Below are 25,983 nucleotides of genomic sequence, written 5' to 3' on the forward strand. Positions count from 1 at the left end.
AGACATGGCTGGGCGCTGATGCGGATCCTGGGACTGACCGGCTCGATCGGGATGGGCAAATCCACCACCGCGAAATTGTTCGCGGAGGCTGGTGTTCCCGTCTACGACGCCGATTCCGCTGTTCATCACTTGTATGAGGGCGAAGCGGCTCCCGCGATCGAGGCTGCCTTCCCCGGCACGACCATCAACGGCAAGGTCGACCGCTCCAAACTGTCCGCGCGCGTCGTGCACGATCCCGCCGCGATCAAGCAGCTCGAGCAGATCGTCCATCCAATGCTGGGCGAGTCCCGCAAAAAATTCTTCGCCGAGGCCGAAGCGGCCAAGGTCCCCGTCGTGGTCCTGGACATTCCCCTCCTGTTCGAAACCGGCGGCGAGAAACGGGTCGACGCCGTGGTCGTGGTCTCGACCTCGCCGGAACTTCAGCGCGCGCGGGTGCTGGCGCGCGGCACGATGGACGAGGCAAAGCTCGACGCCATCATCGCCAAGCAGATGCCCGACGCCGAAAAGCGCAAGCGCGCCGATTTCGTGGTGGATACCTCAAACGGGCTGGACCCGGTGCGTGCTCAAATCAAGCACATCCTGGCCGAGGTCGTTAAGATGCCGCAGCGGCGAGCCTGATTCGCCGATTTTTGCACGGCCATCTCAATCATGCGCGAAATCGTTCTCGATACCGAAACCACCGGCCTCGATCCGCTCCGCGGCGATCGCCTGGTCGAAATCGGCTGTGTCGAGATATTTAACCGCATGCCGACCGGACAAACCTTCCACCGCTACATGAACCCCGAAAGGGACATGCCCGCGGAGGCCTTCGCAGTGCACGGGCTATCGGCCGAATTCCTGTCGACCAAGCCGCTGTTCCACGAGGTCGTCGACGAGTTTCTGGAATTCATCGGCGATGCGCCGCTGGTGATCCACAACGCCTCGTTCGACATCAGCTTCATCAATGCCGAGCTCGATCGGATCAAGCGCGCGGCGATCCCGCGCGAGCGGCTGGTCGATACGCTGCTGCTGGCGCGGCGCAAGCATCCCGGCGTGTCGAACCGGCTCGACGATCTCTGCTCGCGGTATGCGATCGACAATTCACACCGCACCAAGCACGGCGCGTTGCTCGACGCCGAGCTCCTGGCCGAGGTCTATGTCGATCTGGTCGGGGCGCGGCAGTCGCAGTTGCTGCTGGCCTCGGATACCGAGGAGATTCGCGTCAGTGCGACCGGCGAAGCGCCGCGGCGACAGCGCCTGGTGCCGCTTGCGCCGCGGGTTTCCGATGCCGAACGCGAGGCCCACCGGGCCTTCATCGCAACGTTTGGCGACAAGGCGATCTGGAACGAGTACCTGCCCGCTCCAGCTGCCGTGGCGGCCGGTTAGGCCTGACCGGCTTGGCCCTGAGCGGCCATTTGCCGCTCCATGTTCTGACGATAGAGACCGACGAAGTCGACCGGATCCAGCATCAGCGGCGGGAACCCGCCGTCGCGGACGGCGGTCGCGATGATCTCGCGCGCGAACGGGAACAGCAGGCGCGGGCACTCGATCATGACCAGCGGATGCAAATTCTCCTTCGGCACATTGGCGATCCGGAACACGCCGGCATAGGCGAGCTCGAACGAGAACATCACCTTGCTCGCCGCCTCGGCCTTGCCCTCGACCGACAACGTCACCTCGAACTCCTGTTCGCTGAGGTTGTTGGCGCTGACGTTGATCTGGATGTTGATCTGGGGCGGCTGGCTCTGCTGCTGGAGCGAGCTCGGCGCGTTCGGATTTTCGAACGAGAGGTCCTTGGTATATTGCGCCAGCACGTTGAGCTGGGGAGCCTGGGCCGCCTCGGGAGGGGTGCCGTTACCGTTGGTCATGAAAGTCTCTCCTTACCCGATTTGGGCTGAATTTCGCGGCGGTTGGCTAACATAGGGCCGCCTCATTCCACAAGGACGAACGACCCCGGGTGAGATATCGGAGCCGCGCCCGCACCTGTGCCCTTCACCCCGGTCTTTTGCGCGAAATTGCGCCCTAAACGATTGAACAAGCGCGATTTCCGGGCACGATCGGGTTTCCCCTTAAGCATAAAACGCGCTACACTCAGCGCTGTGCCAAAAGGCGCCATTGGCCGGGCAAGATTTCGTGCCTACATCCCAGGGACCAGACGCGCGGACCTAAATGGTGATGTAGACTTGCCGTTTCGGTATGGAACGGTCTACTGGCCGGATTGATTTTCCCGGCGACGACCTCAAATCGAAGACCCAAAGCAAAGACCAGAAAGCGAATACGACGTGGACATCTACACTATCATTTTCCTGGCGCTGGCGGTCTTTATCTTTCTGCGGCTGCGCAGCGTGCTGGGACAGCGCACCGGCAGCGAACGGCCGCCGTTCGACCGCAATGCGCTCCAGGGTGCCCAGGACAAGAACGTCGTGACCATGCCGGGCAAGGTGATCGACCAGGCCCCGCTGGCGCCGACGGCCGAGCCGGCCCCGCCCGCCGACCGCTGGAAGGGCCTGGCCGAGCCGGGCACCCCGCTCGCGCAAGGTCTCGACGCCATCGTCGACAAGGATTTCCACTTTCGACCCGCGCCATTTCATCTCGGGTGCCCGTGGCGCCTATGAGATGATCGTGCTGGCCTTCGCCAATGGCGACCGCCGCGCGCTGCGCGACCTGTTGTCGTCGGAGGTCTATGAGAGCTTCGATGCCGCAATCAAGGAGCGCGAGAAGAACGAGCAGAAGACCGAGACGCGTTTCGTCTCGATCGACAAGGCTGAGCTCGTCGGCGCCGAGCTGCGCGACCGCACCGCTCAGCTCACCGTGCGCTTCGTCTCGCAGATGATCTCGGTCACCCGCGACAAGGCCGGCAACATCGTCGACGGCAGCGCCGACACGGTCGCCGACATCACCGACATCTGGACTTTCGCCCGCGACACCTCCTCTCGCGATCCGAACTGGAAGCTGGTTGGCACCGGAAGCGCGAATTAAGATATTCTTGAAGAACAGCGCGACGGCGCTTTGCGCAGGTGTCGTCGTGCTGTCGTCGTTTTCGCTCGGCGCTGAGGCGGCGCGGCGCCACTACCGCAGCCACCACCATCATCCTCCGACATTGCCTGCCGCCCCGCCGCGGGCCTTGCCCTATCCGCAGCTTCCCCTGCCGTTCGAGATTTCCGGCGCGCAATATCTGCCGCTGGCCTGGGCGGACGTGAAGGGCTGGAGCGAGGACAATCATCTCGCCGCCTACAAGACGTTCCGTGCGAGCTGCCGGTCGATCAACGCGCAGACCGGCGTATCCGAGCCGAAGGCCGAATTCAAAGCTGAGTCCAAAGCACTTGGCGCCTCGCTGAGCGAGCCCTGCCGGGCCGCCAAATCGCTCGCGCTCACCGACGACGCCAAAGCCAAAACCTTCTTCGAGCAGAATTTTGCGCCCTTGCGCATCTCGCGCCTCGGCGAGCCCGACGGCTTCGTCACCGGCTATCACGAGCCGGTGCTCGAGGGATCGCGGACCCAGACCGACGTCTACAACGTTCCGGTCTATCGCCGGCCGTCCAACCTGTTCGTGCGCGGCTACAAGCAGGACTCGGTCAGCCTGCCCAACAAGGGCCCGGTCTATCGCAAGATCGGCCGCCGCAAGCTGGTGCCCTATTACGATCGCGGCGAGATCGAGGACGGCAAGATCGCCGGCCGCGGGCTGGAGATCGCCTGGCTCAAGGACCCCACCGATCTCTTGTTCGCGCAGATCCAGGGCTCGGCGCGGATCAAGTTCGACGACGGCGGCACGGTCCGGCTCAATTACGACGCCTATAACGGCTATCCCTACACGGCGGTAGGTCGCATTCTGATCGAGCGCGGCATCATTCCGAAGGAAGAGATGTCGATGCAGAAGATCAGGGAATGGATGACGCAGAATCCCGACGGCGCCAAGGAGCTGCGCCGCCAGAACCGCGCCTACATCTTCTTCCGCGAGGTCAATCTCTCCGACAAGGAGGAGGCGGTGGGCGCGCAGGGCATTCCGCTGACGGCCGGCCGCTCGATCGCGGTCGACAAGTCGCTGCACGTCTACGGCACGCCATTCTTCATCGAGGGCGAGTTGCCGATCGATTCCGAACGCGCCAAGACACCGTTCCACCGGCTGATGATCGCGCAGGACACCGGCTCGGCCATCATCGGACCTGCGCGCGCCGATCTTTATTTCGGCGCGGGCGCGGACGCCGGCCGCGTCTCCGGGCGGCTGCGCCATCCCATGCATTTCGTGATGCTGGTGCCGAAGGGCCTCGATCCCAGCGCGCGCGGCGCGAGGCTACCGGTGCCGGACCCGCGTCCCTCGGAGAAGATCGCAAAGCTGTTTCCGCAGACCGACCCGGCGAAGGATCCGAAGAACGCGGCGTCGTCGGCGCAAGCTGCTGAATCAACCAAGGCTGGCGCGCCCTCGCCTGCCGTGCCACAAGCCAAGGACGCCACCGTTGCGGTGGCGAGCCCGGTGCCGCTGCCGGAGCCGCGTCCCAACATCAAGCCCGACCGCGAACAGCGCAAGCGCGTGAATCGTCGTCCCCACCCGCAGCAATGAAGCGATCATCCCGTCCGCCCGTGCTGGAGCCGCGTACTTCACCGCGCCGCCGTGCGCTGAGCGAGGAGGAGCGCGCACTGTGGGACAATGTTGCGAAACAGGTCAAGCCGCTGAGGAAGTCTCGCGTGACGAAGGCGCCGGCCGCGCCGCGCGGTGAGCCATCACCGACGATCCCGTCCGCAAGACCCGCGCCGACCGCAAGGCCGGTCGCCGCTGCGCCGGTGCCGCGCGTCGCAAAACCGTCCGTCCCGCCATTGGCGCCGATCGGCAAGCGCGAGCGCGCAAAGCTGTCGCGCGGGCGCAGCGAGATCGAAGCGCGGCTCGACCTGCATGGCATGACCCAGACGCGCGCCCATCGTGCGTTGACCGGCTTCCTGCACCGCGCCCAGCACGACGGCCTGACCTTCGTCCTGGTCATCACGGGCAAGGGCCGCAGCGGCGGCGAAAGCGGCGTGCTGCGCCGCCAGGTTCCGGAATGGCTCAGCCTGCCGGAATTCCGCGCCTTCGTCGTCGGCTTCGAGGAGGCCCATATCGGGCACGGCGGCGAAGGTGCGCTATATGTGCGGATTCGGCGGGCGAGGCATTAACCGCGGACTCGCTGCAACCTCTCCCGCAAGCGGGAGAGGGAGCACACTGCCTGAAAACGGCCGGATGATTCCGACGCGCGGGATCAGCGTGATGATCAGGCCGAAGGTGTTCGTCTTCCGATCCTCGGCCGGAATCGGCGGCGTCTCGTGTGTGGCGGGAAGCATCTTCACCGCATGCAGGATCAGGAACATGCAGACCGCCCAGTTCGAGATCCAGCGCGAATAGTCGAACACCATCGCGAACATCACGAGATAGGCGAGGCTGATGCCGATCAACGCCGTGAGGACGAGGCGCCGGTGCATATCCTTCGCAAGCGCGTCGATCAGGCTCGCAAGATAGCGCCACAACGGCGTGTGCAGCCAGATCAGTAGCGCAAACACGGGCACGCCGAGGATGTTGTGCGGCAGCCGGCCCAGGTGTCGGCAACCTCCTTCGCCAGCGGCTGATACCAGATGTAGCTGAACTGCAGCAGATCGGTGCGGGATGGATCGGCCATCCGGCTCTTGAGATACGCGACGAAATCCGCTTCCGGGATCGGCATCGTTCCCAGAAACTGCGCCGCGAAGAACAGCGCGGAGACGATGGCAAAAGCGGCGACACCGAACGTGATGTTGGTGCGATTGCAGCCGCAAGCCAGGTAATGCCTGATCACGACGATGGTGATGATCGTCGGCACATACATCAAGAGATGGATGTGATGGATCAACACGAGCACGATCGAGAACGACGCAGCCGTCGCCACGAAGAGCAGCGAGCCCGCCGGCATCAGCAAGAGGACGATCGCCAGCGCGCAGCCATAGATGTCGAAATGGCCGAGCGTATGCATGAAGTTCTTGAGGAAGAACGGCGAGCCCGCGGTGAAGACGAACAGTGGCAGCGTCTTCGCGGTGAAGCCGAACGTCTTCTGGAACAGCCTTGCGTACAGCCCCAGCGTCGCCAGCCACGTCACGCCGCCGAGCGCGAACACCAGCCATACCGGCACCTTCGCCGTGAACAGCGCGACGACCGCCCCGATCAGCGCGCGCTTGATGAAGCCGAAATGGTAGTCGACGATGAGATGGATATAGGGGACGTAAGGCGGCAGCTGAATCTTGTGGACGAAGACACCGACGAGGACGGCGGCGTTGATCGCGAGCAGCAGGCGCCAGGGGTTTTGCCGGAGGCTAGCGGGCACGCCGCACCTGCGCATTGGCGGCCAACTCAGCCGTCGTCCCGGACAAGCGAGCATAGCGAGCGCTGATCCGGGACCCATAACCACAGAAGGTCGTTTGAGCCGAGATCGGAGTCGCCATCTGTTTCAACAAGGACCGCCGGGGTAATGGGTCCTGGCTTTCGCCAGGACGACGGCGGAATAGATACAGCGCCGGGGCAAAATTACAAAATAAACCGGCTCAGATCGGCATTCTTGGCGAGGTCGCCAACGTGCTTCTGCACGTAGTCGGCATCGACCCGGACCGTCTCGCCATTGCGGTCGGGGGCGGTGAAGGAGATCTCGTCCAGCACCCGCTCCATCACGGTCTGGAGCCGCCGCGCGCCGATGTTCTCGACGGCGGAATTGACGGCCACGGCGACGTCTGCCAGCGCATCGACCGCGCCATCGGTGATGTCGAGCGTCACGCCCTCAGTCTGCATCAAGGCGACATATTGCTTGATCAGCGAGGCTTCGGGCTCGGTCAGGATGCGGCGCATGTCGTCGCGGGTCAGTGCCTGCAATTCGACGCGGATCGGCAGGCGCCCCTGCAATTCCGGCAGCAGGTCGGACGGCTTTGCGACGTGGAAGGCGCCGGAGGCGATGAACAGGATGTGGTCGGTCTTGACCGCGCCGTGCTTGGTCGAGACCGAGGTGCCCTCGATCAGCGGCAAGAGATCGCGCTGCACGCCCTCGCGCGAGACATCGCCGCCGACGCGGCCGTCGCGGGCACAGATCTTGTCGATCTCGTCCAGGAACACGATGCCGTTGTTCTCGACCGCGCTGATCGCCTCCAGCGTGAGCTGCTCGGTGTCCAAGAGCTTGTCGGATTCCTCGTTGACGAGGATCTCGTGCGAGCCCTCGACGGTCAGCCGCCGCGTCTTGCTGCGGCCGCCCAGCTTGCCGAAGATGTCGCCGATCGAGATCGCACCCATCTGCGCGCCCGGCATGCCCGGGATCTCGAACATCGGCATGCCACCGCCGGACGACTGCGTCTCGATCTCGATTTCCTTGTCGTTGAGCTCGCCGGCGCGCAGCTTCTTGCGGAAGGATTTGCGGGTTGCGGAAGAGGCATTGGCGCCGACCAGCGCATCGAGCACACGCTCCTCGGCCGCTAGCTGCGCCCGCGCCTGCACGTCCTTGCGCTTGCGTTCACGCACCTGGACGATCGCGACCTCGACGAGATCGCGCACGATCTGCTCGACATCGCGGCCGACATAGCCGACCTCGGTGAACTTGGTGGCTTCCACCTTCAGGAACGGTGCATTTGCGAGCTTGGCGAGCCGTCGCGCGATCTCGGTCTTGCCGACGCCGGTGGGGCCGATCATCAGGATGTTTTTCGGCAGCACCTCCTCGCGCAAGGAGCCTTCGAGCTGCTGCCGCCGCCAGCGGTTGCGCAGCGCGATCGAGACGGCGCGCTTGGCATCGGCCTGGCCGACGATGAAACGGTCGAGTTCGGAAACGATTTCGCGGGGGGAGAAGTCTGTCATGGCACCTTAGCTAGGGTCAGATGCGCCCTGGGACAAGCCGCTTTTTTCGGCCATCAGATGATCGGCGGACCGGATTGCCATTGCTTCACGGCGTCCACCGGATGGATCAGCATCAGGATATTGAGTGTCAGATCGTCGCGAATGTGGAGCGCCAGCATGATTTCGAAGGCGAGCCCGACCAGAATGGTTACTGACACCGGCAGCACACGGGCAACGAGGAACCCCAGCACCATGAAGACCGTGTCCGAGACCGAGTTGACGATGCTGTCGCCGTAATAGTCCAGCGAGATCGTACCGGCGCGGTAGCGTTCGATGATGAACGGCGAGTTCTCGACGATCTCCCAGGTGCCTTCGATCAGCATGGCGATGATCAGCCGCGCCGGCCATGACAAAGGCAGCGCGGGCAGTCGCGCGAACAGCAGCCAGCTCAAACCGTAGAACAGAAAGCCGTGCAGGACGTGCGAGAAGCTGTACCAGTCGGCGATCTGCTGGGAATTCTCCGAGCTGTTCACCACGCCATGCCACAGCTTGATCGTGCCGCAGGTGCAGATCGGCACGCGTCCCATCGCGAACAGGATCGAGGCCTGCAGCGCCAGCAGCAGCAGCGCGATGCCGACCCAGGCGAGCGGCGGTACCGCGACCTTGCTCTGCTGCGTGCTCGTCAGCGTCACGATTTACGCACCATCAACACCGCCGGTCCATCCGGCGTCTCGACCATGCGGTCGCGGACGAAGCCCGCCTTCTCGTAGGCGCGTATCGCGCGCGCGTTGAGCGGATCAGGATCGGTGACGATCCGCGGCACCCCGTTCCGCAGCTGCGCCTCGACGAACTGGCGAATGAACGCCGAGCCATGGCCGCACGCGATCATGTCGCTTTCGCCGATGAACTGGTCGATTCCACGCGTGCCCTCCGGTTGCGGCCCGGATCCCGTATTCCAGGCGGTCAGGCGGTAGCATTGAAGATAGCCGAAGGGCCTGTTGCCGGCCAACACGATGAACTGGTCCATTGCGGGTTCAGCGAGGTCGCCGCTGACCAGCGCAAGCTGCTCATCGGGATCGCCCCACCATTCCCGCACATGGGTCTCGGCCAGCCACCGCCGGATCAGCGGCAAATCGGCCGCGGTCATCGGGCGGAAGATGTAGGTTATGGCCATTAGCTGGCCGCGGCGATGCTGCGCCCCCTCTCCCGCTTGCGAGAGAGGGTTGGGGAGAGGGTGTTTCCGCAATGGGATAGTCCCGACGAGGAGAGAGCCCTCACCCGCGCCCTCGGCGCGACCTCTCCCGCAAGCGGGAGAGGTTGCAGCCAGTCCGGAGCTCAGCCGCAGGCCCTACCCTGTCGCCAGGCTCTCGATGGTCACATTCCGGTTGGTGTAGACGCAGATGTCGGCGGCGATGTCGAGGGAGCGGCGGACGATGGTCTCGGCGTCCTTGTCGGTATCGAGCAGGGCGCGGGCCGCGGCGAGCGCATAATTGCCGCCGGAGCCGATCGCCATCACGCCGGCCTCGGGCTCAAGCACGTCCCCGGTGCCGGTCAGGACCAGCGAGACGTCCTTGTCGGCCACGATCATCATGGCCTCCAGCCGCCGCAGATAGCGGTCGGTGCGCCAGTCCTTGGCCAGTTCGACCGCTGCGCGGGTCAGCTGCCCCGGATATTGCTCGAGCTTGCTCTCCAGCCGCTCAAAGAGCGTGAAGGCGTCGGCGGTGGCGCCGGCAAAGCCGCCGATGACGTCGCCCTTGCCGAGCTTGCGGACCTTCTTGGCGTTGGACTTGATCACGGTCTGGCCGATCGAGACCTGGCCGTCGCCGCCGACGACCACCTTGCCGCCCTTGCGGACCGTCAAAATCGTGGTGCCGTGCCAGCCCGGCGAGCTGTTCTGGGAAACCTGCATGAATGACCCTCGTTGTCGGGCCTGATTTAGGCGGTCGGGGCCGAAGGGACAACCAGCGGACAACAGGCGGACAACCGGCGCACAACGGGCCGCTCCGGGCCTGAATTCGCTCACCATAGGCAGAAGTAGAGGCCCGGCTACCCGTTCCCGCAGTAGCGAAGGCGTCATTTGGCTGTTAAAAGACCGGCGTTTTCGGCCCCGAACTAGGATGAAAGCTAGTTTTGATGCGCACCGCGACGATCAAGCGCAAGACCAAGGAGACCGACATCGAGGTCACTGTGAACCTCGATGGCACCGGCGTGGCCAATATCGCGACCGGCATCGGCTTTTTCGACCATATGCTCGATCTCCTCGCCCGCCATTCCCGCATCGACCTCACGGTCAAGGCGGTGGGCGACCTGCACATTGATCATCACCATACCACCGAAGACACCGGCATTGCGCTCGGCCAGGCGGTCAAGCAGGCGCTCGGTAACATGGCGGGCATCACCCGCTACGCCGGCGTGCACATGCCCATGGACGAGACGCTGTCGCGCGTGGTCATCGACATCTCGGGTCGCCCGTTCCTGGTGTTCAAGGCCGACTTCCCCCGCGACAAGATCGGCGAGTTCGACACCGAGCTGGTGCGCGAGTGGTTCCAGGCCTTCGCCATCAACGCCGGCGTGACTCTTCACGTCGAGACCCTATATGGCGATAACAGCCACCATATCGCCGAGTCCTGCTTCAAGGGTCTGGCGCGGGCGCTGCGCACTGCGGTCGCGATCGATCCGAAGGCTGTGGGCGAAATCCCGTCCACCAAGGGCTCGCTCGGCGGCTGACGTCTCGGTCCGGCGGCGGGCGCCGCCTCCGGTATCACTGAATTCAGAGAACGGGGCATCACCATGCCTGTCTACACGGTTCATGCTCCCTCTCCTGCCGGAGCCGATCTGCGTGCCACCGACAAGTTCGTCTTCGTGCGCGACGGCTTCCACTTCTGGGCGATGATCTTCGGCCCGGTCTGGCTGCTGTGGAATTGGCTGTGGCTGGCGCTGATCGGCTGGCTGATCTTTATGGCCGCGTTCAATGCGGGGCTGTCCAGCCTCGGTCTCGGGCGCTCGTCGATCTTCTACGCGAATCTCATTGTCGCCCTGCTGATGGGCTTTGAGGCCTCGAGCCTGCGCCGCTGGACTTTTTCACGCGGCAGGTGGCGGCAGCTCGACGTCGTGATTGCCGACAAAGAGGACACCGCCGAGCACCGCTTCTTCGAGCGCTGGAGCCAGAAGCAGCACGGCATCGTCAACGATCAATGGGCCGTCGATCGCGGCGGCCCGCCGCCGACCCGCAGCGTACCGGGTCAGCAATTCTCGAACCCGCCGCCATTGCCGGCGGGCGGCATCATTGGGTTGTTTCCAGAACCGGGAGGGTCAAGATGAGCGTCGCCATCATCGATTACGGTTCCGGCAACCTGCATTCCGCCGCGAAAGCCTTCGAGCGCGCCGCGCGCAGCCTGGACAACCCTCAAAAGGTGTTCGTTACCAGCGATCCGGACCAGGCCTACAGCGCCGACCGTCTGGTGCTGCCGGGCGTCGGCGCCTTTGCCGATTGCCGGCGCGGACTTGATGCCGTCAACGGCATGGTCGAGGCGATCACCGAAGCGGTGCGCGTCAAGGCGCGGCCCTTCTTCGGCATCTGCGTCGGCATGCAGTTGATGGCAAGCCGCGGCAAGGAGCATGTCACGACGGACGGCCTGAATTGGATCGGCGGCGATGTCGAGAAGATCACGCCGCGCGACGAGAACCTGAAGATCCCGCACATGGGCTGGAATACGCTGGAGGTTTTGCGCGAGCATCCGGTGCTGAACAAGCTGCCGCTTGGCCCTAAGGGCCAGCACGCCTATTTCGTGCACTCCTATCACCTTAATCCCGCCAACGAGGCGGACGTGCTGGCGCGCGCCGATTACGGCGGCCCTGTCACCGCGATCGTCGCGAAGGACACCGCGATCGGCACGCAATTTCACCCCGAGAAGAGCCAGCGTTTCGGCCTGGCCCTGATCTCGAACTTTTTGCGATGGAAACCGTGATCCTCTTCCCCGCGATCGACCTCAAGAACGGCCAATGCGTGCGCCTCGAGCAAGGCGACATGGCGCGCGCGACCGTGTTCAACCTCGATCCCGCGGCGCAAGCGCAGAGCTTTGCCGAGCAGGGTTTTGAGTATCTCCATGTCGTCGACCTCGACGGTGCCTTTGCCGGCAAGCCGGTGAATGCCGAGGCCGTCGAGGCGATGCTGAAGACGATCAGGATCCCGGTGCAGCTCGGCGGCGGCATTCGCGATCTCGCGACCGTCGAAGCCTGGCTCGACAAGGGCATCACCCGCGTCATCATCGGCACCGCCGCGGTGCGCGATCCCCAGCTGGTGAAGGCTGCGGCGAAGAAATTCCCCGGCCGCGTCGCGGTCGGTCTCGATGCCCGCGACGGCAAGGTCGCGGTCGAAGGCTGGGCCGAGACCTCGCAGGTCACGGTGCTGGAGATCGCAAAGCGTTTCGAGGATGCCGGCGTTGCCGCCATCATCTTCACCGACATCGCGCGCGACGGGCTGCTCAAGGGCCTGAACTTAGACGCGACCATTGCGCTGGCGGACGCGATCTCCATTCCCGTGATCGCCTCAGGCGGCCTCGCCTCGATCGAGGACGTCAAGGCGATGCTGACGCCGCGCGCCAAGAAGCTCGCTGGCGCGATCGCCGGCCGCGCGCTCTACGACGGCCGGCTCGATCCCGCCGCCGCCCTCACCCTGATCCGCAACGCGTACTAGGAGACATCCAATGTTCAAGGTGCGCGTGATCCCCTGCCTCGACGTCAAGGACGGAAGGGTCGTCAAGGGCGTCAACTTCGTCGATTTGCGCGATGCCGGCGACCCTGTCGAAGCCGCGATCGCCTATGATGCCGCCGGGGCCGACGAGCTCACCTTCCTCGACATCACCGCGACCCATGAGAACCGCGGCATCATGCTTGACGTGGTCCGGCGCACGGCGGAAGCCTGCTTCATGCCCGTCACCGTCGGCGGCGGCGTGCGTGAGGTCAACGACATCAAGACGCTGCTGCGCGCCGGCGCCGACAAGGTCTCGATCAACAGCGCCGCGGTGTCGCGGCGCGAGTTCGTCAAGGAAGCCGCCGAAAAGTTCGGCGAGCAGTGTGTGGTGGTGGCGATCGACGCCAAACGCGTCAAGCGTCCGGGCGGCGACCGCTGGGAGATCTTCACCCATGGCGGACGCAATTCGACCGGCATCGACGCCATCGAATATGCCCAGGAAGTGGTCTCGCTCGGCGCCGGTGAAATCCTGCTCACCTCGATGGACCGCGACGGCACCCGGCAGGGTTTTGACATTCCGCTGACCCGGGCGATCGCCGACAGCGTCTCCGTCCCGGTGATCGCCTCCGGCGGCGTCGGCAATCTCGACCACCTCGTCGACGGTATCCGCGACGGGCACGCAACCGCCGTGCTGGCCGCCTCGATCTTCCACTTCGGGGAATTCACCATCCGCGAAGCCAAGGAGCACATGGCCCGCTGCGGACTGCCCATGCGCCTCGATGCCTGACGACTCCCGTTCATAAAAGTGGTACACGAGCCGGTAGAGACCGGCTCGTTCGGCCGGATCGCGTTTTCCGAGTAGTCTGCATGCCGCGTTTCACGATCCACGATCTGGCCGAGACCATCGATGCCCGCGCGGCATCCGGTGGCGAGGCCTCCTATACCCGCAAACTTCTGGACAAGGGCGCCGAGCATTGCGCCAAGAAGTTCGGCGAGGAAGCAGTCGAAACCGTAATCGCAGCAGTCGAAAACGATCGCGCGCATCTGATCGCCGAAAGCGCCGACCTGCTCTACCATTTCCTTGTGCTGCTCAAGGCTCGCGGCGTAAAGCTGGAGGAGGTCGAGGCCGCGCTGGACAAGCGGACGTCGATGTCAGGGTTGGAAGAAAAGGCGTCGCGCAAGAGCGGCAACTAGCCGAGGTGGAAAGATCGCGTCATGGATATCCGCGCACCCGAGCAGCAGTATAATCCGTACCGCGTCTATACGCGTGAGCAGTGGTCCAGGCTGCGCGACGACACGCCGATGACGCTGGAGCCGGGCGAGTTCGACCGGCTGCGCTCGCTGCACGATCGCCTGGACTTGCAGGAGGTCGAGGACATCTACCTGCCGCTGTCGCGCCTGTTGTCGATCTATGTCGACGCCATGCAGCGCCTGTATTACGCCGAGCGCCAGTTCCTCAATATCCGCGACCGAAAAGTGCCCTACATCATCGGCGTCGCCGGCTCGGTCGCCGTCGGAAAATCCACCACGGCCCGCGTGCTTCAGGCGCTGTTGGCGCGCTGGTCGCCGCGGCCGAAGGTCGAACTGATCACGACCGACGGATTTCTGTATCCCAACGCGGTGCTCGAGCGGCAGGGCATCATGCAGAAGAAGGGTTTTCCGGACAGCTATGACCTGCCGCTGCTGCTCAGCTTCCTCTCCGACATCAAGTCCGGCCGTCGTCACGTCCGCGCGCCGGTCTATTCGCATTTGACCTACGACATTGTGCCAAACGAGTGGGCCGAGATCGATCGGCCCGACATTCTGATCGTCGAAGGCGTCAACGTGCTGCAGACCGGAAAGCTGCCGCGTGACGGCAAGGCGGTGCCTGTGGTCTCCGACTTCTTCGACTTCTCGGTCTATATCGACGCCGACGAGGCGGCGCTGCGGCAATGGTACATCAAGCGCTTCCTGGCGCTGCGCGACACCGCCTTCACCAATCCAAAATCCTACTTCAACCGCTACGCCCTGTTGTCGGACGAGGAAGCGACCGCCACTGCGATCGCGATCTGGGAACGCACCAACCTTGCCAATCTCGAGGACAACATTTTGCCGACCCGCCCCCGCGCGACGCTGATCCTGAAAAAGGGCGCCGACCACACGGTGGAGAGCGTGGCGCTCAGACGGCTGTAATCGCGCCGGTGAACATGGGTCCCTGGCTGGTCCGGGCTGAGTGTCTTTTGTTGCTGACCGACAATCGGTATTCCGCTATGCCTTCAAAAACGGCTGGGAGGCAGCATGGTTGATCGTCTCAGAAGCGCAGCAGAGCAGCTTGAAGCGCCGATCTGCCCGGACTGTCATATCGAGATGAAGTGGTTCCGCTCCGAACTGCTCGCGGACGAGCCGACCCCGATCATCGCGCATCTCTTCGTGTGCCCACATTGTAAGCGCGCGATAAAGACGGACACCATATTCAAAGGCACCCAAACGCCGCCTGATAAGCTCGCTGCGCCGCGTTTTACTGCTCATGAAGGAACGATCGTCTCGCCGGACGGCACGGGGCATGCTCGGCTCCCGACCTGTCCCGCACCATAGCTGGCGCCGGCCGGGCTCAGGTTCCCATGAGATTCGCGATCAGACTGCCAGGTGCCGGGACGCGGCCAGCCCGGCCAGCGCCTCGTCCAGCTTCTCCCGGTCGAGCGGCTTGATCAGGAATCCGTTCATGCCTGCCTCGAAACAGGCGTAGCGGTCCTCGACCAGCGTATTGGCGGTGAGTGCCAGGATCGGCGTGTGCTGGCGACCCGTGGCTGCCTCATGTGCGCGGATACGTTTTGTCGTCTCGATGCCGTCGAGCTGCGGCATCTGGATGTCCATCAGCACGAGGTCATAGGGCGTGCCGGCCGATGAAGCGGCGAGCCAGGATTCCAGCGCCGCCTCGCCATGGACGGCGATGACGACGCGATGGCCGAGTTTCGTGAGCAGCGAGCGCATCAACAATGCGTTGATCTCGTTGTCCTCGGCAACGAGAATCGAGAAGCCCCTCGCCTGCGTTGCGCTGGTGGATTCTGCCACCGGCTCCGGCGCGAGATCGGGCGAGGCGACCTCCGGCGTCAGCGCGAGGCGTGCGGCGAGCGAGGCCGCGCGCAGCGGCTTCACCAGGAATCCGGTGAGGGCCGGGAGAATTTCTCGTGGCGCGAGCTCGACGTCAGCAGCACGAGCCGCTGCATCGCATGCGCCCGCGCCGCTTCGCCGAGATGGTCGGCAGCGGCAGGACCGATCGCGCGATCGACCAGCATGGCGTGCCATGAACGCTCCGGCAGCAGCGCCTCGGCGACCGCCGCATCCGCAACCATGCAGGTCTGGCCGCCCCAGCGTTCCAGGCGCCGCGCGATCAGCGAAGCCTCGATGCCCTCGGCGACGAGGAGTAGCGACTTGCCGGCGAGATCGGGGCTGGGGAATGCCGTCTGTCCGGCGCCGGCTTGTGACGGGGCAAGCGGCACCGCGACCTCGAAGGTCGAGCCCTTGCCCGGCTCGCTCGTGAGCGTGATCCGGCCGCCCATGCGCTTGACGATGCGCTCGCTGATGGAAAGGCCGAGCCCGGTGCCGCCATAGGTGCGCGCGACGCGCTCGTCCGCCTGCTCGAACTCCCGAAAGATGCGCGACTGCGCTTCCGGCGCGATGCCAATGCCGGTGTCGCGGACCAGGAAGCTGATCTCGTGCGGCCAGATGCCGGGCTCGACGATCAGCGCGACGCCTCCGCTCGCGGTGAACTTGATGGCGTTGCCCGCAAGATTGAGCAGCACCTGACGCAGCCGCGCGGCGTCGCCCACCACCTCGAGCGGCAGGCGCTCGTCGACATAGGATGCGATCTCGAGAGTTTTTGCCTGTGCCCGCGGCGCCAGAAGCTCGGTGATCTCCTCGATCAGCGTGGACAAGGCGAAGGGACGTTGCTCGAGATCGAGCTTGCCGGCTTCGATCTTGGAATAATCGAGCAGCTCCTCGATCAGCGTCATCAAGGCTTCGCCGGAGGTTTTCACCGCCTTGGCATAAGTCGCCTGCTCCGGCGTCAGCGTGGTATCGAGCAGAAGGCCGCCCATGCCGATGATGCCGTTGAGGGGCGTGCGGATCTCGTGCGAGGCCATCGCGAGGAAGCGCGATTTCGCGCGGTTGGCGGCATCGGCCTGGTCGCGCGCGTCGGACAAAGCGCGTTCGGTCTCGGTGCGGTCGGTGACGTCACGTCCGACGCTCTGCAATTCGGCGGGCTGTCCGGCATCGCGGCGGACATAGCCCTCGCGCCAGGCGATCCAGCGCGCGCCGAGCGGGGTTGCGATCTTCTGGTCGTGAACGCGTGTGCCGCTGCTCTCGCGCGCGCTGTCGCCCTGCTCCAGCACGTCGAAATCGAAGCGGGTGCCGACCAGCGCGCTCCGCGTCTGTCCGGCCAGCGCGCAATAGGCGTCATTGGCAAAGGTGATGCGGCCGTTTGTGTCGCGCAGCACGATCAGGTCGCCCTGCTGTTCGAACAGGCTGCGGGCGCGCTCTTCGGCTTCCTTCAGCTCCCAATTGCGGTCGATCAGCGCCTCGTTGTGGGCGGCGAGCGTACGCAGTCGCTTGTTGACGAAGCGCAGCCGCATGCTCAGCGTCGCAAGGCCGAGACAGGCGAGGGCGAACAGGAAGCTCGCGCCGATCGCGAACGCATTCGGATCGTAGCCGGAATTCTCGGATCGGCTGCCGGAGACGAAACCATAGGCGGCACCGAACGTCGCCGAGAAGATCATGAAGGAGCGGATCGCGAAAGTGATACGGGGATGCTGTCGCCTGAAGCGGCGCATATGCACCTTGATCCGGAACGTCCGACCCATCACCACCGACCCCGACTCTTGTCCGAAACCCCGCGCTCGCCGTGTGCGACGATGTCGCCTCGACCTTGCGAACAGTTTGAGGCTTCGGCGCCGCCTCCAAACAGGGTTGACGAGGCGTTAATGCTTCAGAGCATGATCCGGAAAAGTGTGTAGCGGTTTTCCGAAAAGATCATGCTCAAACAAAAGGCTAAAGCGCGATCCTGATATCATCGCGCTTTAGAGCGTGATGTTTTTATACGGAAACATACCCTGAATTTTTGAGATAGTTGGCGCACTCCTCCTTGGAGAAGAGGTCGAGGAGTTCGCCGACCTTGCGCCAAGTCGCTTCGACATCACGTGTCTGGGCGGCTCGCATCAGGTGTTTGAGCTTGGCGAAGACCTGCTCGATCGGGTTGAGGTCGGGGCTGTAGGGCGGCAGGAAGAGCAGATGTGCTCCTGTGGCGCGGATGGCGTTGCGCGCCGCCTTGCCCTTGTGACTGCCGAGATTATCGAGGATGACGAGTTCACCTTTTGCGAGGGTCGGCGCCAGTACCTGTTCGATATAAAGGGTGAAGAGCTCGCCATTGATTGGGCCGTCGATGACCCATGGCGCGCTGATCCGATCGTGGCGCAGCGCCGCGATGAAGGTCATGGTCTTCCAATGGCCGAAAGGCGCAGACGCCTGGAGACGTTGCCCGCTCGGCCCCCAGCCTCGCAGCGGCGCCATGTTGGTTTTGATCCAGGTCTCGTCGATAAAGACCAGGCGCGAAGCGTCGATCCTGCCCTGATGGGTCTTCCAGCGCGTCCGTTTACGGGCGATATCGGGACGATCTTGTTCGGCCGGCAGGACCGTTTTTTTTGAAGCTCAGCCCTTCGGCGTGAACGAACGTCCACACCGCCCGCACGTCTGTCTTGATCCCGCGCGCAGCCAGTTCCTCCGTCAGCTTCCGCAAAGTGAATGGGCCGGAGTGAATGCGTTTGCGCAGCCAGTCGGCATTGGTGCCGGACAGAACCGGCTTCTTGTGACCGCCGATCTTGCCGGGAGAAACGCCTCCGGTCTCCCGCCGCAGATTCTTCCACTTCGTCACACAGGAAGGGCTGATCTGAAGCGCTTCTGCGATCGAACGAACGGTCTCGCCCGCGTCAGCTCGCGCAAGAGCGCGTTCGCGAATGTCTTCCGAAAGCGGTCGCGTCATCCATGCTGGCCTCCGCTTTCCAGCATGGAGCTTGAATCAGAAATCCTCCCCGCAGGGAATCCCGATTCCGGCAAAAAACAACATGCTCTAAGGCCTGTTTACAGACAGGATTCCCAAATCAGTAGAAAATTGATTCAAGGCTGAAAATTGGAGATCAGCCTTGATTCGATTGATGTTGAGCGATGCGCAGTGGGAGCGGATTGCGCCGGAATTGTCTGGCAAAGCCGGTGATCCCGGCGGCACCGGGCGTAACAACCGGCTCTTTATCGAAGCAGTTCTTTGGATTGCGCGCACGGGCTCGCCGTGGCGAGATCTGCCGGAAGCGTTCGGCAAGTGGTTCACAGTGTATACGCGCTTCTGGCGCTGGGCGCAGAAGGGGGTCTGGGAGCGGGTCTTCAAAGCTCTCTGTGACGATCCCGATTTCGAATATGTCCTGATCGACGGCACACTCGTCCGGGTCCACCAACATGGCACCGGGGCAAAAGGGGAACTCAAAATCAGGCCATAGGCCGCTCGCGTGGTGGCCTGACTACCAAAATCATGGCTCTGGTCGACGCACTCGGCAATCTCATTCGCTTCGTCCTGCTGCCCGGCCAGCGTCACGACAGCATTGGCGTCGAGCCTTTGATCACTGGCCTCGATTTTGAAGCGCTGATCGGCGACAAGGCCTTCGATAATAACTGGCTGCGCGCCAATCTGAACCAACGCGGCGCCGCAGCGGTCATCCCGTCCAAGGCCGACCGCGCCGGGCGCATCCCGCACGACGCCGAAATGTACAAATGGCGCCACCTGGTCGAGAACTTCTTCTGCCAGCTCAAGGCATTCCGCCGCATCGCAACTCGCTACGAAAAGACAGACGCCTGCTTTGCCGGCCTCCTCAATCTCGTCGCGGCTTTCCTCGCAAACTAGCGACTGTAAACAGGCCTTAGAGCGAGGCGGCCTGGAGCTGGCGGTGGCCGCCGCGGGCGCCGACGATCAGTGCCGCTGCCTCGCGCTGCGAGAACGTCTTCGAGCGCACATAGATGCGGTAATCGGCCGGCCCTTCGGTAGAGAGATAGATCACCTGAGCGCCATCGACGGGCTGCGCTGCGATCGAGACCAGACGCGTCGACGGAGTGGCCTGGCAGGTTTCCGATTCCGAACCGAGGCCGTCGTCCACGACCGCGAAATCGGCGGCGTCCGCATCGTCGGTGACCTGAACCCGCACCGTGGCCTGCGCGGGATCCTCGGTGAAGGCGACGTGCACGCCGGCGGTCCAGAATAGAGTTGTGAGCTCGACCGAGGTCTCGCCCAGGGCGATGCAGGGATGCGAGACCGATCCGATCTCGGCGCGGGCGAACACCGCCGCTGCCAACAGGGGGACAACCGAGGCCAGGATCTTGAAACGCAACATGACACTCTACTCGCCGGGCCCTTTGGAGAACTCGTTGGGCCTTATGGTTTGCAGAGCGTAAAGGAAACTCGTTACCGCCGGGTTGATGCGCGGAATGATCAGGCCAACTGCCGCACATCCTCCGCGAGTGCGCGGTAGGACAGGGCCTCGGCGAGGTGCAAGCGGCCGATCTTGTCGGCGTTGTCGAGATCGGCCAGCGTGCGCGCGACCCGCAGCACGCGATGATAGCCGCGCGCCGACAGCCGCATGGTCTCGGCGGCGTCGCGCAATAGCTTCTGGCCTTGCGCGTCGGGCTTTGCGATCTCTTCCAGGACCGAGGCCGGCGCCTCGGCATTGGTGCGGACGTGGGGCAGGCCGGCCTCCGCATAACGCGCGAGCTGGATGTCGCGTGCGGCTGCGACGCGCGCGGCGACCTCGGCGGAGCCTTCCGCCGGCGGCGGCAGGATCAGATCGGCGGCCGTCACCGCCGGCACCTCGATGCGCAGATCGATGCGATCCATCAGGGGACCGGAGATGCGCGCCTGGTAGTCGCCGGTGCAGCGGTCGATGCGACCGCGCTTGCAGGCATAGCCGGGCTCGAACGCATTGCCGCAGCGGCAGGGATTCATTGCGGCCACCAGCATGAAGCGGGCAGGGTAGGTGACGCGGTGATTGGCGCGCGACACCGCGACCTCGCCATTCTCCAAGGGCTGGCGCAGCGAATCCAGCACGCGCGGATCGAACTCCGGCAGCTCGTCGAGGAACAGCACGCCCTGATGCGCCAGCGAGATCTCGCCGGGCTTGGCGCGCATACCGCCACCGGTGAGCGCGGCCATGCTGGCGGAATGATGCGGCGAGCGGAACGGCCGCCGCGCGGTCAGCGCGCCGCCCTCGATCTCGCCGGCGACGGACGCGATCATGGAGACTTCGAGCAATTCGCTCGGCGACAACGGCGGCAGGATCGAGGGCAGGCGCGCCGCCAGCATCGATTTGCCCGCGCCGGGCGCGCCGATCATCAAGAGGTGATGTCCGCCGGCGGCCGCGATCTCCAGAGCCCGCTTGGCGCTCTCCTGGCCTTTGATATCGCGCAGGTCGAGGGACGAGGCGGCGGCTTCATGCACCTTCGGTGAGGGCCGCGACAGCACCTGCGTGCCCTTGAAATGGTTGGCGATCTGAATGAGCGATTGTGCGGCGATGATCTGGATGTCCGGGCTCGCCCAGGCCGCCTCCGAGCCGCAGGCGGCGGGGCAGATCAGGCCCTCCTCGCGTCCATTGGCGCCGATCGCGGCGGGCAGGACGCCTGCGACCGGCGCGATCGACCCGTCGAGGCCGAGCTCGCCCAGAACCGTGAAACCCGTCAGCGCATCCGGCGGGATCGCGCCGATCGCCGCCATCAGCCCGAGCGCGATCGGCAGATCGTAATGGCTGCCCTCCTTGGGGAGGTCGGCCGGCGCCAGATTGACGATAATCCGCCGCGCCGGCAGCGCCAGCCCCGAGGCGATCAGGGCCGAACGGACCCGCTCGCGCGCCTCCGACACCGCCTTGTCCGGCAGGCCGACGATGGCAAAGGTGTTGACTATTAACCCAAGTCTGATATCGACCGTCGTTGCCGAATTTTTTGACAACGACCAAGACATTGAAACCATTAGCTTATTCGTACCTGAGAAATCTCGACTGACCTGCAACTAAAGGGGCACGGTCGTAAGAGGCAGCTGGAAGCGTCCCGGGCATATGCCGAGGCGAACGGACTTGAGTTTGCCGAAGGCGGTGAGCTTGAGGACATCGGCGTCTCCGCATTCAAGGGAGCAAACGTTCGGGAAGGTGCTCTCGGTCAGTTTCTTGAGGCGGTTCGGTCCCGACGCGTTCAGCCGGGTTCGTACCTGATCGTCGAATCTCTCGACCGCCTGAGCAGGGAGCAGGTCCTCGCCGCACAGTCGCTCTTCCTCAGCATCATTCAGGCCGGGATCAACCTCGTTACCCTCGCGGATAATCGGGTCTACCGAGCTGGGAAGACTGATCTGGGTGACCTAATCATGTCCCTCGTGATCATGAGCAGGGCACACGAGGAGTCCCAGACGAAGAGCCTGCGACTTTCTGCCGCATGGAAGAACAAGAGGGTAGCGGCCGCTGCCTTGAAGCCGATGACGAAGTGGTGTCCGGCTTGAGCCACAGCCGAACCTAATGCAAAGCTACTCAATATTGCTCGAGGCTCCGTTGCACCTGCCCATCAGATTCGATCGACAGAGTGGCTCGAGACGCTTTTGCCAGCATTTCGAACGAGCTTGCCGTTTGCGAGGTTCGGGAGCCTGGTCTCGATCTGGTCTACTTGATTGGGAAGGCAGCAGGACCAGACGAACTCGACGAGGAGTAGGCAAACGCCACGGTCAAAATTTGGGGATGGGGCTAGGGCTCCATCCCCTTCTTGGACCTGATGTGCTGGGACTGCGATCTAGGTTAGGTACCCGCCGCAAGTTCGGATCCACGAGCTTGGACGCTACCTTGCGCGACGTCCGGCACCTACCGCAGAAGGCACCAATATCCGAGCACATCAGCCCCACTGATCCAATGTAGGTTAATAGTCCATACCATTGCGAAGGCCGGCAGGCCCGGGGCGACCTGCACCTGCACGTCGACCGCACGGGCCTCGATCCCCTCAAAGGCGACGGTAGAAACCCGCTGAACCATGCTCGAACCAGCCTGCCTCTCGCGCAATTAGGGGTAGCAGAGCCTGGCGCCTTTCGCAAGAACAATACGGGAACACGCCCGAGAGCCACGCCAGCCCTAACCAATCATAAACGTGACGCGGACACTACGCCTCGAATGCGAGCGGCTCTTCTCAGCACATTCCAACGAATGTCCGCTACTCCTGGGGCTGCGGGATGGGCCGTGATCTAACGGGTGAAGAATTCAAATGCTTGCAAATCGCCGGAGAAGCGAACGCCGGGTGTGCAGCCGGCTGGCCAAGATCCATTTTGGCGCGGGCTCGCTGCCGCGCGACTGCACGATCACGGATATTTCGGATGGTGGCGTGAAAGTGGTGGCGGAATTCCTCGAAGTGCCGCCGCAATTCACCATCATCTTCGCGCCCGATTATTCCCGCCAATGCCGCCTGCGCTGGCGCATCGGCTGCGAGTTCGGCGCGGAGTTCGTCGATTAGGCCTCAATGGACGCGCCTCCTTAACGGGGCTTTAGCGTTAATGGGTAAGCATCTCTGATCAGTCGCCGAGTGATCAGAGTATGCCCAAGCGTCCGTCCGCCGCCTTTCCTTCGGCGAAATTCCTGCTTCCCGCGTTCATGGTGCTCGTCCTCGGCGGCTGCCAGACCAATGGCATCGAGGATGTGACCGGCGCGCTCGGCGTCAGATCTGAAGCCGCCGTCAATGTCGACGCCAAGCCGGACATCGACGCCTTGCGTGAGCGCTATCGCGCCAAGCCCGGCGATCCCAGCGTTGCGCTCGCCTACGGCAAGGCGTTGCGCGAGAGCGGCCAGCGGGCGCAGGCCGTCGCGGTGATGGAGCAGGCCGTGCTCGCCCATCCCAGCAACAAGGCATTGCTCGCCGGCTATGGCCGCGCGCTCGCCGACAACGGTAATTTCCAGCAGGCCTTCGACGTTCTCGGCCGTGCGCATACGCCCGAGGATCCGGACTGGCGCATCCTGTCGGCGCAGGGCGCGGCACTCGATCAGCTCGGCCGCAATGAGGAGGCGCAGCAATATTACGCGACCGCCTTGAAGATCGTGCCCGACGAGCCGCAGGTTTTGTCCAATCTCGGCCTGTCCTACATGCTCCAGAACAATCTGCCGCGGGCGGAGGAAACGATGCGCCGCGCGCACGAGCGCAATCCCACTGACCCGCGCGTGCGCGCCAATCTCGCGCTCGTGCTGGGGCTGGAAGGAAAGCAGGCCGAGGCCGAGGCCATCGTGAAGGCCGATCTGCCGCCGGATCAGGCGGCGGCAAAGGTCACGGCGCTGCGGCAATTGCTGGCGAAGAAGCAGCAGCGGGCGGACAGATAGCCCGCGCTCTTGGGTAGATTCTCGTTTTGACGCGTTGTCTTGACGCGAACCGGTAGCCAGTTCGCTCGAAGACGCTTCTAGCCTTACGACGCCTTGCGATGCGGGGCGGATCCGCGGCCCGACCTGCCCTTCAGCTTTTTCAGCAGCGGCCCGAGCAGCGAACGCTTTGGCTTCTTCACCTCGCCGCGGCCGGCAAGGCGGTTCGCCATGCTCTGGAACAGAAGGGTGGTGCGATGACTCTTGGAGACCTCCGCGATCATCTGGCCGTTGTTGGCGGCGGTCGAGAACAGCTTCGAATTCGAACGGGATCACGGCGAGCGGCTGGCTCTCCATGGTCTTGGCGAAGGCTTTGACCTCGATCTCCGCGCGCTTGTGCATGCCGACCTGGTTGAGGCAGTACAGCGGCGGCCGGTCGTTCGGCCGCGCCGCCTTGAGCACGCTCAGCATGTTCTTGGTGTTGCGCAGATTGGCGAGATCGGGCTCGGCCACGATCACGATGTCGTCGGCGTTGACCAGCGCGCGCCGGGTCCAGCCCGACCATTGGTGGGGAACATCGAGCACGATGCAGGGCGTGGTCATGCGCAGCGTGTCGAACACCGCGTCGAAGGCTTCGGCGCCGAAATCATAGACCCGGTCGAGCGTCGCGGGCGCGGCCAGCAGGCTGAGGCGCTCGGTGCATTTGGCGAGCAGGCGCTCCATCAGCGCCGTGTCCGGCCGGTCCTGCGACAGCACCGCGTTGGCAATGCCCTGCACCGGATCCTGATTGTAGTCGAGGCTCGCGGTGCCGAAGGCGAGGTCGAGATCGATCACGACGGAATCGAGCGCGAGATCGCGGGCGATGGTCCAGGCCACGTTGTGCGCGACGGTGGACGCGCCGACGCCGCCCTTGGCGCCGACCACCGCGATGACACGGCCGGTGATGATGGCTTCCGACGCCGAGAACAGGCTGCAGATCGAGCGGACCACGTCGAGGGTTTCGACCGGTCCGACCACGTAATCGTTGACGCCGCGACGGACCAGCTCGCGATAGGGCGCAGTGTCGTTGGGATTGCCGATCACGACGACGCGGGTGCCGGGATCGCAGACGCCGGCGAGGTCGTCGAGCCCCTCCAGGATGTCGCGCGTGCCATCGGATTCGATCACGATCACGTTCGGCGTCGGCATCGATTCATAGACTTCGATCGCCGCAGCAAGGCCACCGTCCCTGGCAGTGAGATGCGCCTTGGCGAGCCGGCGATCCTCCCCGCCGCTGTCACCGCGGCGAGCGTCTGCTCGGTCTCGCAAAAGGCCTGCACCGAGATGCGGGGAACCGGCGCAATGTGTTCGTCGGGGTGCCGCGGATCGTCCGCGTCTTCGTCGTGGATGCCAATCATTTGCCGGTGTCGCTGAGTTTGGCCTTGTCGGCCTCGGGATAGGCGGTCGCAGTGGGCGAGCCCTTGCGATAGCGGTCGAAGGCGATGTCGCGCCGAGCGGTGTAGGCGGGCGTCTCGGCGCGCGGCTGTTCGAGGTCGGCGGGGTTGTCGATCATGGCGGCGAGGTTGCGCTGGCTGGCGCAGCCCAGATTGAAATACGGCCGGTTCTCGTTGTAGCCGGGGTCGAGGATGTTCGGACCAACGTCTTCCGGCCACAATCCGCAAGGTCCGGCCACCGCGCTGATTTTGGAATAGCTCAGCCGGATCGTCGGCAAGAGGCCAGGATCCTCGGGACGATAGGGATGCTGGACGATGGCGCGCGAGGGCACGCCGCCGGATGTGAGCACGGAGCGGATTTCCTGATAGGTCGCCGCCGCCGCGCGCGAATTCGCGGTGTCGGTGGGCACGTCGACGACGACGGAGCCGGTGCCTTCGCGCACCCAGTCCCGGGCAATGCCGGCGACATCCGCGTGCTGCGCGGCCGAGAGGCCGCCGCGCGCCTTGCCGACGAAGATCACGATCGAGCGCTTGCCCTCCTGCACCGCGATCGGGTGGCGCTGGCGATAGTCGGTCGGCACTGTCTGAGTGACGATTTCACCGGTGGTGTTGCACGCGCCCAGCATGACGGACAGTCCCGTCAGCGCCAGCGCGACGCTGAAGTGGCGGCGTCGGTCGGCTATCGTCCTCGTCATCGCCATC

Annotated in this window: 25 protein-coding genes and 5 pseudogenes; 17 read left to right on the top strand and 13 right to left on the bottom strand. The window is 64.2% G+C overall.

What is annotated here, in order from left to right; translation table 11 throughout:
• The first annotated feature begins 18 nt into the window (after nucleotides 1-18).
• Together coaE and dnaQ are read left to right on the top strand one after the other, a co-directional pair.
• Nucleotides 19-618, top strand: a complete 600-nt coding sequence (gene coaE, locus ACSKB8_RS09310; RefSeq protein ID WP_438110469.1) for a dephospho-CoA kinase — start codon at nucleotides 19-21, stop codon at nucleotides 616-618.
• A gap of 30 nt (nucleotides 619-648) precedes the next feature.
• On the top strand, nucleotides 649-1,365 hold the full coding sequence (gene dnaQ / locus ACSKB8_RS09315) for a DNA polymerase III subunit epsilon (RefSeq protein WP_091882592.1): 717 nt from the start codon (nucleotides 649-651) through the stop codon (nucleotides 1,363-1,365).
• On the opposite strand, the gene secB is transcribed toward dnaQ, so the two are convergent.
• A complete protein-coding gene (gene secB, locus ACSKB8_RS09320) occupies nucleotides 1,362-1,847 on the bottom strand; it encodes a protein-export chaperone SecB (protein WP_091882589.1) in 486 nt (161 codons plus the stop codon). The two genes, dnaQ and secB, sit on opposite strands and share 4 nt — an antisense overlap.
• A gap of 414 nt (nucleotides 1,848-2,261) precedes the next feature.
• Here secB and ACSKB8_RS09325 point away from each other — a divergent pair.
• The 3 genes and pseudogenes from ACSKB8_RS09325 to ACSKB8_RS09335 all read left to right on the top strand — a co-directional run bounded on the left by ACSKB8_RS09325 (nucleotide 2,262) and on the right by ACSKB8_RS09335 (nucleotide 5,124).
• Nucleotides 2,262-2,958 (top strand): annotated as a pseudogene (locus ACSKB8_RS09325) (Tim44/TimA family putative adaptor protein).
• A complete protein-coding gene (gene mltA, locus ACSKB8_RS09330; protein ID WP_438103712.1) occupies nucleotides 2,936-4,537 on the top strand; it encodes a murein transglycosylase A in 1,602 nt (533 codons plus the stop codon). Before ACSKB8_RS09325 ends, mltA begins: the two are co-directional and overlap by 23 nt.
• A complete protein-coding gene (locus ACSKB8_RS09335; protein WP_438103713.1) occupies nucleotides 4,534-5,124 on the top strand; it encodes a Smr/MutS family protein in 591 nt (196 codons plus the stop codon). The genes mltA and ACSKB8_RS09335 overlap by 4 nt, the downstream gene beginning before the upstream one ends.
• A 54-nt stretch (nucleotides 5,125-5,178) precedes the next feature.
• On the opposite strand, the pseudogene ACSKB8_RS09340 reads toward ACSKB8_RS09335, so the two are convergent.
• The 5 genes and pseudogenes from ACSKB8_RS09340 to hslV form a co-directional block, all read right to left on the bottom strand.
• Nucleotides 5,179-6,314: pseudogene (locus ACSKB8_RS09340) on the bottom strand (hypothetical protein); the annotation flags it as partial.
• A gap of 185 nt (nucleotides 6,315-6,499) precedes the next feature.
• Nucleotides 6,500-7,804 (bottom strand): ATP-dependent protease ATPase subunit HslU, encoded by a 1,305-nt coding sequence (hslU, locus tag ACSKB8_RS09345; RefSeq protein WP_438103715.1) that lies wholly within the window; start codon nucleotides 7,802-7,804, stop codon nucleotides 6,500-6,502.
• 53 nt (nucleotides 7,805-7,857) lie between these two features.
• Entirely contained in the window at nucleotides 7,858-8,475 is a 618-nt protein-coding gene (locus tag ACSKB8_RS09350) for a DUF2585 domain-containing protein (protein WP_438103716.1), read from the bottom strand.
• Nucleotides 8,472-8,957: a GNAT family N-acetyltransferase gene (locus tag ACSKB8_RS09355; RefSeq protein ID WP_438103718.1), complete on the bottom strand. Its 486-nt coding sequence runs from the start codon at nucleotides 8,955-8,957 to the stop codon at nucleotides 8,472-8,474. Before ACSKB8_RS09355 ends, ACSKB8_RS09350 begins: the two co-directional genes overlap by 4 nt.
• A gap of 174 nt (nucleotides 8,958-9,131) precedes the next feature.
• Entirely contained in the window at nucleotides 9,132-9,692 is a 561-nt protein-coding gene (gene hslV / locus ACSKB8_RS09360) for an ATP-dependent protease subunit HslV (RefSeq protein ID WP_091882572.1), read from the bottom strand.
• A 224-nt stretch (nucleotides 9,693-9,916) separates the two neighbouring features.
• On the opposite strand from hslV, the gene hisB reads away from it, so the two are divergent.
• The 8 genes from hisB (at nucleotide 9,917) to ACSKB8_RS09400 (ending at nucleotide 15,050) form a co-directional block, all read left to right on the top strand.
• The gene (gene hisB / locus ACSKB8_RS09365; RefSeq protein WP_091882569.1) at nucleotides 9,917-10,510 is read left to right on the top strand and encodes an imidazoleglycerol-phosphate dehydratase HisB; all 594 of its coding nucleotides are present in this window, start codon (nucleotides 9,917-9,919) and stop codon (nucleotides 10,508-10,510) included.
• Nucleotides 10,511-10,573: 63 nt separating this feature from the next.
• Nucleotides 10,574-11,104 (top strand): DUF2628 domain-containing protein, encoded by a 531-nt coding sequence (locus ACSKB8_RS09370; RefSeq protein ID WP_438103721.1) that lies wholly within the window; start codon nucleotides 10,574-10,576, stop codon nucleotides 11,102-11,104.
• A complete protein-coding gene (gene hisH / locus ACSKB8_RS09375) occupies nucleotides 11,101-11,751 on the top strand; it encodes an imidazole glycerol phosphate synthase subunit HisH (protein ID WP_091882563.1) in 651 nt (216 codons plus the stop codon). The genes ACSKB8_RS09370 and hisH overlap by 4 nt, the downstream gene beginning before the upstream one ends.
• Nucleotides 11,739-12,479: a 1-(5-phosphoribosyl)-5-[(5-phosphoribosylamino)methylideneamino]imidazole-4-carboxamide isomerase gene (gene hisA, locus ACSKB8_RS09380; protein WP_438103723.1), complete on the top strand. Its 741-nt coding sequence runs from the start codon at nucleotides 11,739-11,741 to the stop codon at nucleotides 12,477-12,479. Before hisH ends, hisA begins: the two co-directional genes overlap by 13 nt.
• Nucleotides 12,480-12,489: 10 nt before the next feature.
• A complete protein-coding gene (hisF, locus tag ACSKB8_RS09385; protein WP_091882560.1) occupies nucleotides 12,490-13,263 on the top strand; it encodes an imidazole glycerol phosphate synthase subunit HisF in 774 nt (257 codons plus the stop codon).
• 80 nt (nucleotides 13,264-13,343) lie between these two features.
• Nucleotides 13,344-13,670, top strand: a complete 327-nt coding sequence (locus ACSKB8_RS09390) for a phosphoribosyl-ATP diphosphatase (RefSeq protein ID WP_008539706.1) — start codon at nucleotides 13,344-13,346, stop codon at nucleotides 13,668-13,670.
• Between the two features lie 21 nt (nucleotides 13,671-13,691).
• Nucleotides 13,692-14,648, top strand: a complete 957-nt coding sequence (gene coaA / locus ACSKB8_RS09395; protein WP_091882557.1) for a type I pantothenate kinase — start codon at nucleotides 13,692-13,694, stop codon at nucleotides 14,646-14,648.
• Between the two features lie 105 nt (nucleotides 14,649-14,753).
• On the top strand, nucleotides 14,754-15,050 hold the full coding sequence (locus ACSKB8_RS09400; protein ID WP_438103725.1) for a hypothetical protein: 297 nt from the start codon (nucleotides 14,754-14,756) through the stop codon (nucleotides 15,048-15,050).
• A 39-nt stretch (nucleotides 15,051-15,089) separates the two neighbouring features.
• Here ACSKB8_RS09400 and ACSKB8_RS09405 read toward each other — a convergent pair.
• Nucleotides 15,090-17,314, bottom strand: a pseudogene (locus tag ACSKB8_RS09405) (ATP-binding protein).
• 232 nt (nucleotides 17,315-17,546) lie between these two features.
• Nucleotides 17,547-18,489 (bottom strand): IS630 family transposase gene (locus ACSKB8_RS09410; RefSeq protein ID WP_438101750.1). Its coding sequence is split into 2 segments (ribosomal slippage): nucleotides 17,547-18,152 and nucleotides 18,154-18,489, totalling 942 coding nucleotides; the frame shifts between segments, so codons are not numbered across the junction.
• 160 nt (nucleotides 18,490-18,649) lie between these two features.
• Here ACSKB8_RS09410 and ACSKB8_RS09415 point away from each other — a divergent pair.
• A protein-coding gene (locus ACSKB8_RS09415; RefSeq protein ID WP_438103727.1) for an IS5 family transposase occupies nucleotides 18,650-19,398 on the top strand; the annotation gives its coding sequence in 2 pieces (ribosomal slippage) (nucleotides 18,650-18,974 and nucleotides 18,974-19,398; 750 coding nt in all).
• A 16-nt stretch (nucleotides 19,399-19,414) separates the two neighbouring features.
• On the opposite strand, the gene ACSKB8_RS09420 is transcribed toward ACSKB8_RS09415, so the two are convergent.
• Entirely contained in the window at nucleotides 19,415-19,882 is a 468-nt protein-coding gene (locus ACSKB8_RS09420; protein ID WP_370989010.1) for a hypothetical protein, read from the bottom strand.
• 98 nt (nucleotides 19,883-19,980) lie between these two features.
• Nucleotides 19,981-21,486 carry a YifB family Mg chelatase-like AAA ATPase gene (locus tag ACSKB8_RS09425; RefSeq protein ID WP_438103729.1) on the bottom strand — a complete coding sequence of 502 codons (1,506 nt, stop codon included), beginning with the start codon at nucleotides 21,484-21,486 and terminating at the stop codon, nucleotides 19,981-19,983.
• A gap of 87 nt (nucleotides 21,487-21,573) precedes the next feature.
• Here ACSKB8_RS09425 and ACSKB8_RS09430 point away from each other — a divergent pair, with 87 nt between their 5' ends.
• Nucleotides 21,574-22,026, top strand: coding sequence for a recombinase family protein (locus ACSKB8_RS09430; RefSeq protein WP_438110471.1), 453 nt, complete (start codon nucleotides 21,574-21,576; stop codon nucleotides 22,024-22,026).
• Nucleotides 22,027-22,444: 418 nt separating this feature from the next.
• Here the strand turns inward: ACSKB8_RS09430 and ACSKB8_RS09435 are convergent.
• Nucleotides 22,445-22,546 (bottom strand): annotated as a pseudogene (locus ACSKB8_RS09435) (ATP-binding protein); the annotation flags it as partial.
• A 226-nt stretch (nucleotides 22,547-22,772) separates the two neighbouring features.
• Between ACSKB8_RS09435 and ACSKB8_RS09440 the strand changes: the two are divergent.
• Nucleotides 22,773-23,018: a PilZ domain-containing protein gene (locus ACSKB8_RS09440; protein ID WP_018644993.1), complete on the top strand. Its 246-nt coding sequence runs from the start codon at nucleotides 22,773-22,775 to the stop codon at nucleotides 23,016-23,018.
• Between the two features lie 80 nt (nucleotides 23,019-23,098).
• Nucleotides 23,099-23,872 carry a tetratricopeptide repeat protein gene (locus ACSKB8_RS09445; RefSeq protein WP_438103731.1) on the top strand — a complete coding sequence of 258 codons (774 nt, stop codon included), beginning with the start codon at nucleotides 23,099-23,101 and terminating at the stop codon, nucleotides 23,870-23,872.
• Nucleotides 23,873-23,955: 83 nt separating this feature from the next.
• On the opposite strand, the pseudogene ACSKB8_RS09450 reads toward ACSKB8_RS09445, so the two are convergent.
• Both ACSKB8_RS09450 and ACSKB8_RS09455 read right to left on the bottom strand, forming a co-directional pair.
• Nucleotides 23,956-25,245 (bottom strand): annotated as a pseudogene (locus tag ACSKB8_RS09450) (AAA family ATPase).
• Complete coding sequence (locus ACSKB8_RS09455) at nucleotides 25,242-25,976, bottom strand: CpaD family pilus assembly protein (RefSeq protein ID WP_438110473.1); 735 nt, start codon at nucleotides 25,974-25,976, stop codon at nucleotides 25,242-25,244. Before ACSKB8_RS09455 ends, ACSKB8_RS09450 begins: the two are co-directional and overlap by 4 nt.
• Nucleotides 25,977-25,983: the final 7 nt, after the last annotated feature.

The organism is Bradyrhizobium sp. BR 1432, assembly GCF_051547705.1.
Classification (GTDB): Bacteria; Pseudomonadota; Alphaproteobacteria; order Rhizobiales; family Xanthobacteraceae; genus Bradyrhizobium; species Bradyrhizobium zhanjiangense.